The organism is Nocardia sp. NPDC049737, from assembly GCF_040674755.1.
GTDB lineage: Bacteria > Actinomycetota > Actinomycetes > Mycobacteriales > Mycobacteriaceae > Nocardia.
On record NZ_JBFANH010000025.1, the window covers coordinates 36,107 to 53,581 of the forward strand.

Consider the following 17,475-nt stretch of genomic DNA (forward strand, 5'->3'; position numbering starts at 1 on the left):
CGAGCACTGGAATCTGGTGGCTGCGTCCAGTATTGAGCTGTGCCGGTGACGCCGGTTGCGGTCAGGGCAGTTCGCCGGTTTCGACGAGGGTGGCGAGCTTGCCGAGTCCGATTCGGGTCCGGTCCTCGCAATCGCCGCGCAGACCTACCGGCCGAGCGCAGACCAACCGGGAGTGAACCAACCGGGAGTGAACCAACCAGGCGCCGCGGCAGAGAATCGTTCGCGATCCCATCCACCGGCACCTGCGGGCACCGCACCGACCAACTCGACCCCGGTAACCCGAGGAAGATCACTGCGATTGCACTCCTCGGCAAGCCCCGGCGAACCGGGCCAGGAACCGATCACCAAACCCGCACAGCGGACACCGGCAGATGACAGTGCGCGCGTGGTCAATTCGCTGTGGTTGAGGGTCCCCAGTCCCGCTGCGGCAACAACGAGCACCGGGGCATCGAGCTTCTGCGCCAACTCGAGCAGCGTGAACTCGCCCAGGCGGACCAGCAATCCGCCTGCCCCTTCCACCAAGGTCAGATCCGCATCAGCGAGTGAGTCGATGGCGGCGGCGGTTTCACTAAGCGTCAACAGCGGCTGCCCGCACCGACGTGCGGCGGTATCCGGCGCCAGCGGATCAGGATAGCGGGCGATCTCGACCGTTCTCCGCACACCGGTGAGGCGTTCGACTTCGGCGAGATCGCCGGATTCGCCCGGTGCTACACCGGTTTGGGCCGGTTTGCACACTGCCACCGATCGCCCCGCCGCCAGTGCGGCCGCGGCCACCGCGGCGGTCACCACGGTCTTGCCGACCTCGGTCGACGTACCGGTCACGAACAGCACACTCATGCGGTCACCAATCCACGCGCCTGCGTCAGCACCTCGCCGAGAACCGTTGCGATGGTGTCGAGTTCGTCGGAGGTCAGATTCGCCCGGGCGGTGAGTCGCAACCGCGATGTCCCCTCGGGCACCGTCGGCGGACGGAAGCATCCGACGTCGAGTCCACGTGCACGGCATGCCTGCGCAGCGTCATATGCGACCTGTGCCTCACCGAGCACCACCGAGACAACTGCCGAATCCGGTTGCGCCACACCGGCAATACGTGCGATATCGGCGGCCCGCTGCAACACCCGACCCGCCAGCTCGGGTTCCCGACGCAATAGCCGCAGCGCCGCCCGCGCCGCGCCGACCGCGGCCGGTGCGAGCCCGGTATCGAAAATGAATGTGCGCGCGGCATCGATCAGGTGCGCACGCACCCGCTCGCCGGCCAACGCCACACCACCCTGTGCGGCAAAGGCTTTCGACAGGGTCGCGGTGACCACGAGATCCGGTTCCCCGGCCAGGCCGACCTCGTGCACCACCCCGCGCCCACCCGTGCCGCGCACACCGAGCCCATGTGCCTCATCCACGATCAACACCGCGCCATTCGCCCGGGTAACCCGATGCAACTCGGCCAGCGGAGCCAGATCACCATCGGCGCTGAATACCGAATCGGTAAGTACCAGTGCCCTTTCCTCGCTCCGCTCGGCCAGCAACCGCTCGACCGCCTCGACATCGCAATGCGCGGCGATCTCCACCCGCGAGCGCGAGAGTCGGCAGGCATCCACCAGCGAAGCGTGACTGCCCGCATCGGAGACGACCAGCGCGCCCCGCCCGGCTAGCGCGGTCACCACCCCGAGATTGGCGGCGTAGCCGGAGGCGAAGACCAAACCGGTCTCGGCGCCGACGAATTCGGCGAGTTCGGTCTCGAGCTGCTCGTGTTCGGCAGTGGTGCCGGTGACGAGCCGGGATCCGGTCGACCCGGTGCCCCAGCGGCGCACGGCATCGATCGCGCCCTCGATCACCTCCGGGTGACGCACCAGGCCGAGATAGTCATTGGAGGCTAGGTCGATCGACGGCGACTGTGCCGCACGCGGTCGCAGCTCACGGCGCAACCCGACGCGCACGCGCTCGGCGGCGCGTTCATCAAGCCAGCCCAACGGATCGGTAGTCACAGCTCCGCAGCATACTTGAACACCGTTCAGGGCGCCTGCCCAGGGTCGGGTACTGGTACCGTGGGAGCCACTTGTTGAAGGTCGCCACCGACCATCGGTGGCGCGGCACTTCCGCCAAAGGGAGTAGGGCCGAATGCCACGGTGGGCGATAGTCGTCGAAGAGACAACAGGTTCCGGCGATCACAAGCGTTGGTCGCCGCGGGTACTCGCGGAGGTGGTCGGCACTCGCGAACATGCCCTGACCAAATTGCACTCGCTCGTGCCCACATTCACTCCGCAGCATCCGCGACTTCCCGGCCGCCGGATCCTGCTGCGCGACGGCGATAACTATCTGCTGATCGCCCGCGGTTGGGCCGATGACTACCACTGCGTCTTCCGAGTATGGGAGATCGTCTCCGACACCGACCGTCCCGAGAGCGCGGGAGTCGAACACGGGACCCGCAAACGCGCCTGACGCGTCAGGCTTGGGCGGCGGCGACCATACCGGCGGTGATGCGTTCGATGTCCTCGGTCGTGCTGATGAACGGCGGCATGGTGTAGATGAGATCACGGAACGGGCGCAGCCAGACGCCCGCTTCGACGGCGGCATGGGTGGCCTTGCGCATATCCACCGGATGATCGAGTTGCACAACCCCGATCGCCCCGAGCACCCGCACATCCGCCACCCCGGGCAGCGAACGCGCCGGGGCCAGACCGGTTTCCAATTCCGATTGGATCCGGGCCACTTCGGCACGCCAATCCCGTTGCAGCAGTAGCTCGATCGAGGCAACCGCGACCGCACAGGCCAGCGGGTTACCCATGAAGGTCGGACCGTGCATGAGCCCGCCGTGCTCGGCGCTGATGGTCTCGGCGATGCGGGAGGTGCACAACGCGGCAGCCAAGGTCAGATATCCGCCGGTGAGCGACTTGCCGACGCACATCACATCCGGACTCACTCCGACGTGATCGGCCGCGAAAAGCGCTCCGGTGCGCCCGAATCCGGTGGCGATCTCATCGAAGACCAACAGCACCCCGTACTCATCGCTCAGGCGTCGCAGATCGGTCAGATACCGCGGATCGTGCCAGCGCATCCCGCCCGCGCCCTGCACGACCGGCTCAACGATGACGGCCGCGAGTTCGTCGGCATGCGCGGCCAACAGCTGCTCGAATTCGGCCACGTACTCGACCGAATACTCGAGCGGTGGCGCCGGGGCGAAGATCTGCTCGGCGAGCACATCGGTCCACAGTGCGTGCATGCCGCCCTGCGGATCGCACACGCTCATCGGCGTGAAGGTATCGCCGTGATACCCACCGCGCCAGGTGAGCAGCCGTCGCTTGTCCGGCTGACCCGCCGCACGCCAGTACTGCAGGCACATCTTGACCGCGACCTCGACCGATACCGAACCGGAATCGCACAGGAATACCTTGTCCAGACCGGCGGGCGTCAGCTCGACGAGTAACGCGGCCAGTCGGGCCGCCGGTTCATGGGTGAGCCCGCCGAACATCACATGACTCATCCGCTGCGACTGCGCCACCAGCGCGGCATCCAGGACCGGATGCCGGTAACCGTGGATAGCGGCCCACCACGAACTCATCCCGTCGACCAATTCCCGACCGTCGGCGAGGGTGAGCCGGGTTCCGGAAGCACCGGAAACCACCAGCGGTTCGGTCGTCGCGGGAAAGCCACCGTAGGGATGCCAGACATGTTCGGCGTCGATGGCGGTGATCTCGTCAGGGGTCAATGCCACAGGATTCCTCGCGGTCGCGTGACAGCCCAAGAGGGCTTGAACGGTGTTCAAGTTACCACTCGAGCTGCGCGCGCACGATATCGAGTCGAATTCCGCACCCACGCGAGCGCTCCGACGTATCCTTTGACTCAGTCAAAGATTGGGAGCCGCCGTGACCACCATTGCCGCCGCCGATATCGACGCCGTGCGCGAATTCAACCGCCGCTACACCCGGGTCATCGGGGTACTGCGCGAGGGCCTGCTGGACAGCGAATATTCACTAACCGAAGCGCGAATCATGTTCGAATTGGCCAATTCCGGCGCGACCGAGGTCGTCACGCTGCGACGCACGCTCGACCTGGACCCCGGCTATCTGAGCCGCATCCTGGCCCGCTTCGAAAAGGACGGACTGGTCCAGCGCAATCGCTCCGAAAGCGACGGTCGCCGCCAAGAGGTCCGGCTGACCGAACGCGGCAAGGAGATCTTCGCCGTACTCAACCAGCGCTCGAGCGCCGAAGTCGGCTACCTGCTCAATGCGCACAAACCAGCCGAGCGCGCGGCACTGATCACCTCCATGCGCACCATCCAGCGAATTCTCGACGGACCAGCCCCCGGCACACTGGTGCTCCGCGCCCCGAAATCCGGCGACTACGGCTGGGTCATCCAGCGCAATGCCGCGCTCTACGCCGCCGAATACGGGTGGGACACCAGCTACGAGGCACTCGTGGCCCGCATTGTCGCGGACTATTTGGACGACCACGACGAGCGTCGCGAATACGCCTGGATCGCCGAATACGACGGCGAACCGGTGGGCTGCGTCTTCTGTGTCGCGGAGGACGAGATAACCGCCCGCCTGCGGCTACTGCTCGTCGAGCCGACCGCGCGCGGCCTCGGCGTCGGCTCCGCACTGGTCGAGCGCTGCGTGCGATTCGCGACCGAGGTGGGCTACCGCGAGATGGTGCTGTGGACCAACGACATCCTCACCTCGGCGCGGCGTATCTATCAGCGCGCGGGTTTCGAACTCGTGGAATCGAATTCGCATCACAGCTTCGGCCACGATCTGGTCGGCCAGACCTGGCGGCTGACACTGGAGCAGTGAAACTCAGTCGATATTGCTGTGGGATTACCAGGACGGCTATATCGCGGGCGTCCTGGTCTGGCTGCGGCATGCGGTATTCGGCGCACTCGCCCGGCTGGCCACCCGGATAGGCTACCGGCGACTCTGGCCCGAAACCGGCCCCGACCAGGACTGACTCGTCCGGCCGCAACCACCCGCACGCAGCGCCATCCGGCTGGCGCTAGTGTCGTTGACATGGCTCAGCCCGACGCAGCGCCCGGTGAGGTGACACCCCTCGGTGTCTGGCCCGGAACCGCCTACCCACTGGGCGCGACCTACGACGGCGCAGGCACTAATTTCTCGGTGTTCTCCGAAGTTGCCGACGCGGTCGAGTTGTGCCTTATCGCCAGGGACGGCACCGAAACCAGAGTGCCACTGGAAGAGGTCGACACCTACGTCTGGCACGCCTATCTCCCGACCATCGGACCGGGCCAGCGCTATGGGTTCCGGGTGCACGGACCCTACGATCCCGAGCACGGATTGCGCTGCGATCCAAGCAAATTGCTGCTCGATCCCTACGGCAAGGCCTTCGACGGCGAATTCGACAACGACTCCTCGCTCTACACCTACGGCCAGGATTCGCTGGGGCACACCATGACCGGCGTGGTGATCAACCCGTTCTTCGATTGGGGCGCCGACCGTCCACCGAATCGGCCCTACCACGAAACGGTCATCTACGAGGCGCACGTCAAGGGCATGACGATGACCCACCCGGATATTCCGGAGGAATTGCGCGGCACCTACGCCGGGATCGCGCATCCGGCAATCGTGGAACACCTGAAAGAACTCGGCATCACCGCGATCGAGCTGATGCCGGTACACCAATTCCTGCACGACCGTGTCCTTTTGGATCAGGGCCTGCGAAACTACTGGGGCTACAACAGCTTCGGCTATCTCGCCCCGCACAACGAATACGCGGCCAGCCCGCGCGGCGGCGCCGCGGTCACCGAATTCAAGGCCATGGTGCGGGCATTGCATGCCGAGGGCATCGAGGTGATCCTCGATGTCGTCTACAACCACACCGGCGAGGGCAATCACCTCGGGCCGACCCTGGCCTTCCGCGGTATCGACAATGCCGCCTACTATCGCCTGGTCGACGAGGACCCATCGCACTACATGGACTACACCGGCACCGGTAACAGCCTGAACGTGCGCCATCCGCATACGCTGCAGCTGATCATGGACTCGCTGCGGTACTGGATCCTGGATATGCACGTCGACGGCTTCCGCTTCGACCTTGCCGCCACGCTGGCCCGGGAACTGCACGATGTCGACCGGCTCTCCACCTTCTTCGATCTGGTGCAACAGGATCCGGTGGTCAGCCAGGTGAAGCTCATCGCAGAGCCGTGGGATGTCGGCGAGGGCGGCTACCAGGTCGGCAACTTCCCGGGCCAGTGGACCGAATGGAATGGCAAGTACCGCGACACAGTTCGCGACTACTGGCGCGGTGAACCCGCCACCCTCGGCGAATTCGCCTCCCGGCTCACCGGATCCTCGGATCTGTACGAGGCCACCGGGCGCAGGCCGAGCGCGAGTATCAACTTCATCACCGCCCACGACGGCTTCACACTGCGGGATCTGGTGTCCTACAACGAGAAACACAACCAAGCCAATGGCGAGGGCAATCGCGACGGCGAGAGCTACAACCGCTCCTGGAACAGCGGGGTGGAGGGCCCCACCGACGATCCGGAGATACTCGCGTTGCGCGCCAAACAGAGTCGAAATCTGCTGGCCACGCTGGTGCTGAGTCAGGGCACACCGATGCTCGCGCACGGCGACGAAATGGGCCGCACCCAACAGGGCAATAACAATGTCTACTGCCAGGATTCACCGCTTGCCTGGATGGATTGGTCGCTGATGCAGACGAATTCGGACCTGTTCGAATTCACCAAGCGGGTGATCGCACTGCGCACCGAGCACCCGATATTCCGACGCCGCCGCTTCCTTGCGGGCCGGCCGATCCGGTCGAAAGATCATGCCCGCGATATCGCGTGGCTCACCCCGGCAGGTGAGGAAATGACCCCCGCGGACTGGGACAGCGGTTTCGGCAAGTCGCTGACGGTATATCTCAACGGCCTCGGCATCAACGAACCCGGTCCACGCGGCGAACGCATTACCGACGATTCGTTCCTGCTGTGCTTCAACGCCCACGACAGCGGCCTGGACTTCGCGCTGCCGAACTCCGACTACGGCGCGCAATGGGCTGTCGCACTGGATTGTTCGGTACCCGACGGTCGCGCCGATGCCACCTACCCGGCGGCGAGCACCATCGCCATCCCCGCCCGCTGTCTGCTCGTCCTCCACTGCCCCGTATAACCGAAACCGCCAATGATCGAGACGCCAAAGATCGAGACGCACAAGTCCGATATGCAGACCCACCACACCGATCCCATCTCCCGCGGCCGCACTCCCGCCCGACAGACAACGATCCGCAGCACCTACCGACTCCAGCTGCGCCCCGACGTGTTGACCTTCACCGATGCCCGATCGATCGCGGAATACCTACAGCAGCTGGGGATTTCGCATCTGTACCTGTCGCCGATCCTCACCGCGACGGTCGGTTCGACGCACGGATACGACGTCACCGATCCCACCACGGTTTCGGCGGGACTCGGCGGTCCGGCCGGACTCAAGGCGCTCGCGGACGAAGTGCGCAGCCGCGGTATGGGTTTGATCGTCGATTTGGTGCCCAACCACGTCGGCGTGGCCGATCCTCGGCAGAACCCGTGGTGGTGGGATGTGCTGCGCAACGGTCGCGAATCGCAGTTCGCGCATTTCTTCGATATCGACTGGAGTGCGGGCAATGGCGCGGGCGGTCGGCTGGCGCTGCCGGTGCTGCAGAGCGAAAATGATCCGGCCGCACTGACGGTGGACCGGTCCGGTTCGGAACCGATGCTGGCACTACACGATCTGCGCTTCCCCATCGCGGCGGGCACCGACGGCGACAATGCGCTTCGCATCCACGATAAACAGCACTACCGGCTGGTCAGCTGGAAGGCGGGGTTGTGCACCTACCGGCGATTCTTCGCGGTCGGCAGCCTGGCCGCCGTGCGCCAGGAGGATCCCGAGGTCTTCGAGATCACCCACCGCGAGCTGGCCGCATGGTGCGAACACGATCTGATCGACGGCGTCCGGGTCGACCATCCGGACGGATTGTCCTATCCCACCGCGTATTTGACGAAGCTGCGTCGGCTCATCGGCCCGCACCGGCTACTACTTGTGGAAAAGATCCTCGCCAATCGCGAACCATTGGATGCGACACTGCCGGTCGACGGCACCACCGGTTACGACGCACTGTCCGACTACGGCGGCGTACTGATCGACCCGGACGGCGAACAGGCGCTGACCGAACTGTCGCGCAAGCTCGCCGGGCACGGCAGCGACCGCGCCTGGATCGGTGAGACCGAACACCGCATCAAACGCGCGGTGGCGGAGAACATTCTGGCCCCCGAGATCCGGCGCCTGGTCGCCGCGATCAAACGCGACGCGCATGCCGAAAGCTTCGACACCATGGCATTGACCAATGCCACCATCGAGGTGCTGGCATTCATGCCGGTGTACCGGGTGGATTACGCACCGTTGGCCGGTATGACCGGCGCGGTGGTCGCCGAGGTGGAAAAGCGCAATAGCGAACTGACGGTGCCGCTGAGCGTGCTGGTGGCAGCGTTGGCATCCGACGGCGAGGCGGCCGTTCGATTCAGTCAGGTCTGCGGTGCGATCACCGCCAAAGCCGTCGAGGACACCATGTTCTATCAGGCGGCGCGGCTGGTATCACTGCAGGAGGTGGGCGGCAATCCGGCCCGATTCGGCCACTCGCTCAACGAATTCCATCTCTCCAATAGCGAACGCGCGCAACGCTGGCCCGCCACCATGACCACACTGTCGACACACGACACCAAGCGCGGCGAGGATGTGCGGGCCCGGATCGGGGTGCTGTCCCAAGCCGCGGAGACCTGGGCGCGTGCCGTCGAGTCCTGGCAGGAGATCAACCCCGGTCCCGACGGTGCGACGACATTGTTCCTGTTGCAGAACATGTTCGGCGTCTGGCCCGCCGACGGCCGCCCGGCCTCCTCGGTGGCGGGACTGCGCGAGCGACTGCATCTGTTCGCCGAGAAGGCGATTCGCGAGGCCGGTGTCCATACCTCCTGGGAGGAACCGGATGCCGAATTCGAGACGAAGGTGCACGGATGGTTGGATGCGGTGATCGACGGGCCGGTCGGTTCTGAAATCGGTGATCTGGTGCACGAACTCGCACCGCACGCCTGGTCGGATTCGCTGTCACAGAAGCTGCTGCAGCTGTGTGGACCCGGCATTCCCGATATCTATCAGGGCTGCGAGCTGTGGGAGGACACGCTCGTCGATCCGGACAACCGCCGCCCGGTGGACTTCGCGGTCCGCGCGGGACTGCTGCAATCACTAACCGGCACACCGGCGCTGGATACCACCGGCGCGGCGAAGATGTGGATTGTCGCCTATGCGCTGTGGTTGCGCCGCGAACGTCCGGACTGTTTCGTCGGCGGCACCTACCTGCCCCTGTTCGCCACGGGCGAGCAGGAGAGCAGACTGGTCGCCTATGCGCGCGGCCGGGCCGGTGAGACGCCCGAGGTGATCGTGGCCGCCACCCGGCACAGCCTCGGCCTGGCCGAAACCGGGTGGGCCGATACCACTTTGGAACTGCCGCAGGGCAACTGGACCGACCGGCTGACCGGCCACACCTTCCAGGGCCGGGCCCGATTGGAAAAGCTGTTCGCCCGGCTGCCGGTGGCGCTACTGGTGCGCTGAGGGCTCCTCCGGTGTAATGGCCGTTACCGTGCCGGTCTTCTCGATCAGCGTCTCGGGCACCATGCCGTCGTTGTCCTTCAGCCAGCGCCGGAGATTCACGGGTCGGTAGTCGGTGGCGTCGTGCACGGTGGAGGCCAGGCGCACGCCGCGGTCCCCGTCGGTGTACAGCCGCCGCCAGGAGTCCCAGTAGAACCGCGGGTTGCGCGGCCGGCGAATGGTGCGCAGCACATTGAGGATTCGGTATCCGATGCTGAGCGAGCGATGCAGTTCCATATGCTTCGGACCCGAGGCAGCACATCGCTGGGACAGCCCATCCAGCCGGTCGCGGTCGAAGACGAGCCCGACCGCCTCGGCCTGTTCGACCATCCAGCGCAGCGTGATATCGGAGAGTCCGCATTCCTTGTAGCCGCCGCCGATATCGCTGTGCACGCCCTCGAACCAGACCTGCTTCACCCGGTCGTAGTCGTGGGAGTACTTCACATCCGGCTCGATCGGCACCTCCCAGAGGCACGGTTCGAAATTGCGCCGCCGCTCATCAAGCGCAAGTGCATGCCGCGCGCAGTAGACATTGCGTCCGAGCTTCACATCGTGGAACCGGTGCCGCAGCGACGTCAGTCCGGGCACGCCGAGTGCGCCCACAGTATCGAAGACCCCGATGAAGTCGATCTTGGCCGGAGCGTCCCAGCAGTTCTGCTTGCGGAAGTCGATCCACTCCTGCGGCTCCTTGGGATCCGGATCCTCCGGGGTCCGCTGCGGCGCGGGCTGATGGTGAATCCGCAAGGCATCCGGATACTTTCCCTCGATCATGGCATCGGGCGTCATGATCCCGATGCGCCCGATCAGACCGGCCAGGCTACGCGCGGTGAACGCACCGCGACTGAAACCGAAGATGTAGATCTCATCCCCCGGTTGCCAGTTCAGTGCCAGATGCCAGTACGCCGAGGACAGATTCGCCTCGAGGCCGAGTCCGAACGCACCACCCATCAGGCGGTCAGCCAGGAAGCCGCGGGCGCCCGGCCCGGATACATAGCTGACCCACTGCTGGACCGGCTCCCCCGACCTTCCCGGCGCCTCGTACCGGATCGTCTGCGCGATCTTGATGATATTCGATACCGTGCTGCTGGATTCGGCCTTCCAGGTGCCGTCGCAGCAGACCACCAGTCGTTTCATGAGTGAATCCTCCCCGCCGATTACCGTCGAAACCTGCGTACTCGACTACCCGAATCATCGGGGCGTCCGCGGGGGATGTTAATGAAAATGTTGTCTTTCAACGCAAAGGCCCGCGCCGAACGGGATTTTCGTGGCACAGCCCGGTGTCCGATCCGTTTCCATCGAAGCATCGACGAAACGGGTGTCGGTCACTCGGGTTCGCTCGGCGGCTACGGTGAGCAAATGCTCTACGGAAGAGAAGTCGAACAAGCTCGGATCGATCGGCTTCTCGAGGCGGCTCGTGCGGGCCGCAGCGGCGCGCTCGTGGTGCGCGGGGAGCCGGGGATCGGGAAGACGGCGCTGTTGGATTATGCGGCGGCGCAGGGGATTCCGGCGGTCCGCAGTGCTGGAATCGAGTCCGAGGCGGAGTTGCCATTCGCGGGACTGCACCTGCTTATCAAGCCCGGGATGGCGCTGGTGGACGGGTTGCCCGCACCGCAGCGCGATGCGCTGCGCGGGGCGTTCGGTCTGGCGCAGCATGATCCGGCGGATCGGATGTTGATCGGTTTGGCGGTGCTGTCACTGCTGGCCGAGGAGGCGGCCGAGGGACCGCTGCTGTGTTTGATCGATGACGCGCACTGGTTGGATCGGGCGACGGCGGAGACGCTGCTGTTCGCGGCGCGGCGGCTCGATGCCGAGGGCGTGGTGATCATCTTCGCGACGCGCACCGGCGAGCAGGATTTTCCCGCGCCCGGCCTGCCCGAACTCGCGCTGACCGGCTTGGCGCAGGAGTCGGCGGCCGCGCTGGTGGACAGTCGCGGTCCGGATATTTCGCCCGCCATCCGGTACCGGTTGCTTGCCGAAGCGGGTGGCAATCCGCTCGCGCTGTTGGAGCTACCCGCGGTACTGGCGGCCGAGGGAACCGACTCCAGCGGGCCGAATCCACTGCCGCTGACGCAGCGGCTCCAGGTGGCATTTCACGGCCAAGTGTCCAGGCTGCCCGCGGCCACCCGGACATTGCTCCTGATTGCCGCCGCAGCGGGCACCAACGACCTCACCACGGTGCTGCGCGCCGCCGACGAACTCGGGGTGCGACTGCCGGACTTGCAACCTGCCGCGGATGCCGGATTGGTCGGTAGTGATGGCGTGAGCGTAAATTTCCGGCACCCCCTGCTGCGCTCGGCCGTCTACCAGGGTGCGCCACTGACGCAGCGGCTCGCGGCGCACGCCACCCTCGCCGCCGCACTGACCGAACCCGAGAATACCGACCTGCGCGCCTGGCATCTGGCCTCGGCGGCGACCGGACCGGATGAGACCGCCGCCGCAGCGCTCGAGGACACGGCCGATCGCGCGCGGCGGCGCAGCGGCTATTCCGGTGCCGTGGCCGCCTACGAGCGCGCCGCGGGTTTGAGTACAGACGCGTTCGCCCGCGTCCGGCGGCTGGTGGCGGCCGCCGAAACCGCGAGTGAGGCGGGACAATTGGAACGTGCGCGCCGACTGGCCGACCGCGCGGCCGGTTTGAGTACCGACCGAATGCTCGGGGCCCGACTGGATCTGGTTCGCGCCACCGCGGAATTCGGTGCGGGCAAACCACTCTCGGCGCACCAACTGTTACTCGCGGGAGCCGATTCGGTGCGCACCGACGATCCGGCGCGCGCAGCGCGCGTCCTCATGCAGGCAGTGCACACGGCCTGGTACCTGGGCGCACCGGAACTCGCGGAGATCGCCGCGCATATCAACGCATTGGACCTGCCCGAGGCCGAACCGATGACACCTGTCGCCGGCTACACGGTCGCGGGCATCGACGGCCGATTCACCATCGACTTGCGCGACGCGGCCGCCGCCGCCCGCCGCAACGGTGCCGACAGCCCGCGCGATCTGGTGCAGATGTGCGGCGTCGGCCTGGTCGTCGGGCAGGACGAGCAGGCCGCGGAACTGGCGCAGACCCTCATTGCCGAATGCCGCGACCAGGGTCGCATCGCACTCCTGCCGACCCTGCTGTTCTTCCGCGCCGAGACCGAACTATTCCTCGGCCGACCACGCGAGGGTCGCATCGCCGCGCTCGAAGGGCTGCGGATCGCCGAGGATATCGCGCAGCAGCATTGGATCAGCCAGATGTCGAGCTACCTCGCCTATCTGGCGGCATTGGAGGGGCGGGAACCGGATTGCCGAGAGTTGGTCGACCGTGCCCTCGCCGAAGAACTCGGTGGTGCGGCCGCGCCCGGCGCACCATGGACGCTGGCGGCGCTCGGCGTGCTCGATCTCGGGCTCGGCAAGGTCGATAGTGCCCTGTCCCGACTGGAGCTGCTGACCGTGGAACCCGCCCGCCACCACGTGATCGGTCTGCGCGCCTTACCTGACCTGATCGAGGCAGCGGTGCGCATGGGCAGCCCGGAGCGAGCGGGTGATGCACTGGACCGGCTTCGCGATTGGGCCACGGCCTCGCAACAGGAGTGGGTCGGCGCGCTCGTCGAGCGCTGTCTGGCATTGACCGGCCCGGAAGCCGAGGCGGAGGGACACTTTCAAGCCGCCCTCGAACGCGGCGGACGTCCCTTCGAACAGGCCAGAACCCAATTGCTTTTCGGTGAATGGCTACGCCGCAACCGTCGAAAGTCCGAGGCGCGCACCCAACTTCAGCCCGCCGTGGAAACCTTCGACCGCCTCGACGCCACCCCCTGGGCCGACCGCACCCGCACCGAACTCGCCGCCCTCGGCATCGGCACCACAAGCCGCCCCACCACCGGCGTCCTCGCCCGGCTCACCCCGCAAGAACTCCAGATCGTCCGCCTCGCCGCCCAGGGCATGTCCAACCGCGACATCGCCGCCCAACTCTTCCTCAGCCCCCGCACCGTAAGCCACCACCTCTACAAGGCCTACCCCAAACTCGGCGTCCTCTCCCGCACCGAACTCCCCGCCCTCCCCCTCGACGTCGCCTGAGTCTCGATCAAGATCAGGTGGCACTGGGGGCAGTGGCTACTCGGGCGATGCCGCCCCGGATTCCACCTGATCTTGAAGCGGGCGTCGGCGGAGCTACGCTCGGCGGCGCGCGGCGACTTGGCCGACGACCCAGCGGCCGGTTCCAACTCCTGCGGCAACCAGGACCGCTACCTGGAGCGACCCGGTGATCAGCGCGAGGACAAGGCAGATGACCACGGCGAGGGCGATCGCCTCGAGTTTGTACATCGGCCACGCGCTGCCAGCGATATCTATCACCGTGCGGCGGGCCTGAAGGGGGACCACTGCCATGCCGTCAGGTTACACGGATAGAGAAGTTCGGGCTACCTAACATTTGAGCGGGAACAGAGGTGGGCTCCGCGGTGTTGCGGTTGTCATGCCATTGACAGGTGAGTACGCACCGAGCACATCCGATTGGGCCCGTGAGCAGGCCGAGCTGATCGAGAATTCCGGCGGCACCGAGGGCCTGACCCTGCAGGGCAAGCCCGTCATCGTCCTGACCACCAAGGGCGCGAAGACCGGGCTACTGCGCAAGACCGCGCTCATGCGGGTCGAGCACGACGGCGAATACGCGGTCGTCGCCTCGCTGGGCGGCGCGCCGAAGCATCCCGTCTGGTACTGGAACATCAAGGCCGAGCCGCATGTCGAGCTGCGTGACGGCGCCGTGAACAAGGACTACACCGCGCGCGAGGTCTTCGGCGAGGAGAAGGCGCTGTGGTGGGAGCGGGCAGTCGCGGTCTGGCCCGATTACGCGAATTACCAGACCAAGACCTCCCGCGAGATTCCGGTTTTCGTCCTGACCCCGCAGTAGCTCCGGCCGCGAAACCGCTCGTCCGACGCCCACCCGACGCGTCCACCCGACGCGGCGGGTGGCACCATATTCCAAGTGTCCAATCCGCTTGAGCTTCTCGACGACCAGTCCACATCTCGTCCCGCGCTGACCGCGGACGAGATCGATGCCGCCGCCAAGCGAATTGCCGACATTATCGAGCCCACCCCGCTGCAGCACAGTCCCCGGCTTTCCGCGCTGACCGGGGCGCAGGTCTACCTCAAGCGCGAAGACCTCACCGCCGTGCGTTCCTACAAGCTGCGCGGCGCCTACAACCTGATCGTGCAGCTCACCGATTCCGAGCGGGCCGCGGGCGTGGTCGCGGCCAGCGCCGGTAATCACGCCCAGGGCGTAGCCTTCGCCTGCAATGCGATGGGCATCAAGGGCCGCATCTTCGTACCGACCACCACGCCGAAGCAGAAGCGCGACCGCATCCGGGTGCACGGCGGCGAGTTCGTCGAGCTGATCGCGGTCGGGGAAACCTATGACGCCGCCGCGGCCGCCGCCGCCGAGGATGTCGAGCGCACCGGCGCGACCATGGTGCCGCCGTTCGACGATCCGCGGACCGCGGCGGGACAGGGCACCATCGCGCCCGAATTCCTGGAACAGCTCGGCGGTCGGACTCCCGATCTGGTGGTGATCCCGGTCGGCGGCGGGGGTTGTCTGGCGGGCATCGGCACCTACCTGCGCGAGCGCTCGCCGAGCACCGGCATCCTCGGTGTGGAACCGGCGGGCGCGGCCTCCATGACCGCCGCGCTGGTAGCGGGCGGCCCGGTGACGCTGCCGGAGATCGATCCGTTCGTCGACGGCGCCGCGGTGCGCCGGATCGGTCAGCTGCCGTATACCGCGGTCGCCGGATTCGGCGGCCGGGTGGTCTCGCACGGTTCGCTGCCGCTGCTGATGGCGACCGAATCACCAAGGGGCGCGGGCGCTTTCCGCATGATGCAGGTCGACGAGGGCGCGATCTGCACCACCATGCTCGAGCTGTACCAGAACGAGGGCATCATCGCCGAACCCGCGGGCGCGCTGTCGGCGACGGCGCTGGCCGAAATCGCGATCGAACCCGGTTCGACGGTGGTGTGCCTGGTGTCCGGCGGCAATAACGATGTGTCTCGGTATGGCGAGATCATCGAGCGCTCACTGGTGCACCGCGGTCTGAAGCACTACTTCCTGGTGGACTTCCCGCAGGAGCCGGGCGCATTGCGACGCTTCCTCAACGAGGTGCTCGGTCCCGATGACGACATCACCCTGTTCGAATACGTCAAGCGCAATAACCGGGAAACCGGTGCCGCGCTGGTCGGTATCGAACTCGGTGCGCCGGAGGGGCTCAGCTCGCTGCTACATCGGATGGAAGAGTCGCCGATCCAGTGCGAGCGGCTGGAACCCGATTCCCCGGCCTACCGCTACCTCACCTGAGCGCCACTCCGATCCGAACCGGCCGCGCAGACACTGTCCGCGCGGCCGGTCCGTGCAGAATTCCAGCTACCGGCCGATATCCGGAACCCTCGAACGACCGCCGGAATCGCCACACAGGCAGAATCACAGTGCCGAGAGAATCGTCAGTGCCAGCCGCCGAAATCCCCGGCGCTGGCACTTGCTGGCGGATTGTGGATTACGCGGCTTCAGGCGTCTCGATCATGGGAGCAGTCCGGCGGGTCGCGCGTAGGCCCGTCATGACCATCGGCAATAGCCAACCGGCCGCGGCCTGGTCGAAGCTCAGCTGCGCGGCCGAGAGGCGGTTGTGCACGAATCCGACGGATAGGCCGAGGCGGGGTTCGGCCCAGCCGAAGGAACCGCCGAGGCCGATATGACCGAAGCCGCCGTGTGCACCGGGCATCGGCAGGGAGTGGTAACCGAGGCGCCAGAGCATGGGGGCGTAGAACAGCGCGCGGTCGAGCCGGTAGGTCCGAATTCGACTGAGCGCCTTGATGGTTCGCGGTGTCAGGTACGGCACGCCGCCCGCCATACCGCCATTGGCCAGCGCGCCGTACATGGTGGCCAGGGCGGGTGCGGTGCAGACACCGTTGCCCGCACCGAGTTCGGTATCGAGAATTCGCGGGAGTTCGCCCTCCAGGATGGTCTCCAATCCGGGCAGGAACAGGCACCGCGCCGCAGCCCCGAGCGCACCCGGCAAACCATAGCTGCGACCCAAAACCCTTGTGCTGACCGGCTTTCCGATCAGGCTGAGCTGAGAGCCCGCCAGCGGCGCATAGACGGTCGACGATTGCGCGGACGGCTTGCCCAGATGCAGGCCGTCGATGCCGAGCGGTTCGGCGACCTCGGTGCGAAATAGCTCCGCCATCCCCTGTCCGGTAATGGCGCGGGCCAATCCGGCCAGCAGCCAACCGAAGGTCAGTGCGTGATAGGCAGGGGTGCCGAGCAGACGATCGGGTTTCGCGGCGGCGAGACGCTGCTCCATCAGCTGGTGGTCGAGCACATCCTCGAGTCCGGCCGCGATCGGATTGAGGCCACCGAGTCCGGCGCTGTGCGTCATCACCTGACGAATGGTGATATCGCCCTTGCCGTTCTGGCCGAACTCCGGCCAGTACTCGGCCATCGGCGCTTCATAGTCGAGCAGACCACGATCGGCCAGCCGGTGGATGACCGTCGCGGTGATGCCCTTGGTGGCGGAGAAGATGATCGCGCCGGTGTCCTGGCTCCAAGGCTTGTCGCCCGCGCTCCCGGTCCAGATATCGACCAGCGGCTCACCGTGCAGATGTACGGCCAACGCGCCGCCCGCCCCCCGGCGGTACCCGAAGACCTTCGCGAATGCGCGTACCAATGGTGCGAATTCGGCGGCGGCGCTGCCACCCATCCCATCGGGGAGATTCGCTAGGTCCCCGGGTGAAGCCACGTTGCTCATATTCCAAAGGTAATGGCGCTGGTCACACTCGGCAATGTTGTGTCTCGGACAGTTACATTCAGCGGGTTTTCGGCAATCGCGATCCGAGCTGG

13 protein-coding genes and 1 pseudogene are annotated in these 17,475 nt (G+C 66.2%); 8 read left to right on the top strand and 6 right to left on the bottom strand.

Features of this window, described 5'->3' with window-relative positions:
• Positions 1-144: 144 nt before the first annotated feature.
• Together bioD and AB0J47_RS29445 are read right to left on the bottom strand one after the other, a co-directional pair.
• The gene (gene bioD, locus AB0J47_RS29440) at positions 145-837 is read right to left on the bottom strand and encodes a dethiobiotin synthase (RefSeq protein ID WP_364353101.1); all 693 of its coding nucleotides are present in this window, start codon (positions 835-837) and stop codon (positions 145-147) included.
• Entirely contained in the window at positions 834-1,982 is a 1,149-nt protein-coding gene (locus AB0J47_RS29445; protein ID WP_364353104.1) for an 8-amino-7-oxononanoate synthase, read from the bottom strand. The genes bioD and AB0J47_RS29445 overlap by 4 nt, the downstream gene beginning before the upstream one ends.
• 133 nt (positions 1,983-2,115) lie before the next feature.
• On the opposite strand from AB0J47_RS29445, the gene AB0J47_RS29450 reads away from it, so the two are divergent.
• Positions 2,116-2,436: a hypothetical protein gene (locus AB0J47_RS29450; protein WP_364353107.1), complete on the top strand. Its 321-nt coding sequence runs from the start codon at positions 2,116-2,118 to the stop codon at positions 2,434-2,436.
• 4 nt (positions 2,437-2,440) lie between these two features.
• Here AB0J47_RS29450 and AB0J47_RS29455 read toward each other — a convergent pair whose 3' ends face one another.
• Positions 2,441-3,709 carry an adenosylmethionine--8-amino-7-oxononanoate transaminase gene (locus AB0J47_RS29455; RefSeq protein WP_364353110.1) on the bottom strand — a complete coding sequence of 423 codons (1,269 nt, stop codon included), beginning with the start codon at positions 3,707-3,709 and terminating at the stop codon, positions 2,441-2,443.
• 151 nt (positions 3,710-3,860) lie between these two features.
• Between AB0J47_RS29455 and AB0J47_RS29460 the strand changes: the two genes are divergently transcribed.
• The 4 genes and pseudogenes from AB0J47_RS29460 (at position 3,861) to treY (ending at position 9,587) form a co-directional block, all read left to right on the top strand.
• Positions 3,861-4,787, top strand: coding sequence for a bifunctional helix-turn-helix transcriptional regulator/GNAT family N-acetyltransferase (locus AB0J47_RS29460; protein ID WP_364353113.1), 927 nt, complete (start codon positions 3,861-3,863; stop codon positions 4,785-4,787).
• Between the two features lie 13 nt (positions 4,788-4,800).
• Positions 4,801-4,941: a hypothetical protein gene (locus AB0J47_RS29465; protein ID WP_364353116.1), complete on the top strand. Its 141-nt coding sequence runs from the start codon at positions 4,801-4,803 to the stop codon at positions 4,939-4,941.
• A 104-nt stretch (positions 4,942-5,045) separates the two neighbouring features.
• Positions 5,046-7,121 (top strand): annotated as a pseudogene (gene glgX / locus AB0J47_RS29470) (glycogen debranching protein GlgX); the annotation flags it as partial.
• A 51-nt stretch (positions 7,122-7,172) separates the two neighbouring features.
• Positions 7,173-9,587 carry a malto-oligosyltrehalose synthase gene (treY, locus tag AB0J47_RS29475; protein WP_364353356.1) on the top strand — a complete coding sequence of 805 codons (2,415 nt, stop codon included), beginning with the start codon at positions 7,173-7,175 and terminating at the stop codon, positions 9,585-9,587.
• On the opposite strand, the gene AB0J47_RS29480 is transcribed toward treY, so the two are convergent.
• Positions 9,573-10,757, bottom strand: a complete 1,185-nt coding sequence (locus AB0J47_RS29480) for a DUF2235 domain-containing protein (RefSeq protein ID WP_364353119.1) — start codon at positions 10,755-10,757, stop codon at positions 9,573-9,575. The genes treY and AB0J47_RS29480 overlap by 15 nt on opposite strands.
• A 222-nt stretch (positions 10,758-10,979) precedes the next feature.
• Between AB0J47_RS29480 and AB0J47_RS29485 the strand changes: the two genes are divergently transcribed.
• Positions 10,980-13,673 carry an AAA family ATPase gene (locus tag AB0J47_RS29485; RefSeq protein ID WP_364353122.1) on the top strand — a complete coding sequence of 898 codons (2,694 nt, stop codon included), beginning with the start codon at positions 10,980-10,982 and terminating at the stop codon, positions 13,671-13,673.
• A gap of 93 nt (positions 13,674-13,766) precedes the next feature.
• Here the strand turns inward: AB0J47_RS29485 and AB0J47_RS29490 are convergent, their stop codons facing one another.
• Positions 13,767-13,982, bottom strand: coding sequence for a hypothetical protein (locus AB0J47_RS29490; RefSeq protein ID WP_364353125.1), 216 nt, complete (start codon positions 13,980-13,982; stop codon positions 13,767-13,769).
• Between the two features lie 85 nt (positions 13,983-14,067).
• On the opposite strand from AB0J47_RS29490, the gene AB0J47_RS29495 reads away from it, so the two are divergent.
• Both AB0J47_RS29495 and ilvA read left to right on the top strand, forming a co-directional pair.
• The gene (locus AB0J47_RS29495; protein WP_364353128.1) at positions 14,068-14,502 is read left to right on the top strand and encodes a nitroreductase family deazaflavin-dependent oxidoreductase; all 435 of its coding nucleotides are present in this window, start codon (positions 14,068-14,070) and stop codon (positions 14,500-14,502) included.
• A gap of 75 nt (positions 14,503-14,577) precedes the next feature.
• Positions 14,578-15,936: a threonine ammonia-lyase IlvA gene (gene ilvA / locus AB0J47_RS29500; protein ID WP_364353131.1), complete on the top strand. Its 1,359-nt coding sequence runs from the start codon at positions 14,578-14,580 to the stop codon at positions 15,934-15,936.
• A 196-nt stretch (positions 15,937-16,132) separates the two neighbouring features.
• Here ilvA and AB0J47_RS29505 read toward each other — a convergent pair whose 3' ends face one another.
• Entirely contained in the window at positions 16,133-17,383 is a 1,251-nt protein-coding gene (locus AB0J47_RS29505) for a serine hydrolase (protein WP_364353134.1), read from the bottom strand.
• Positions 17,384-17,475 lie beyond the last annotated feature (92 nt).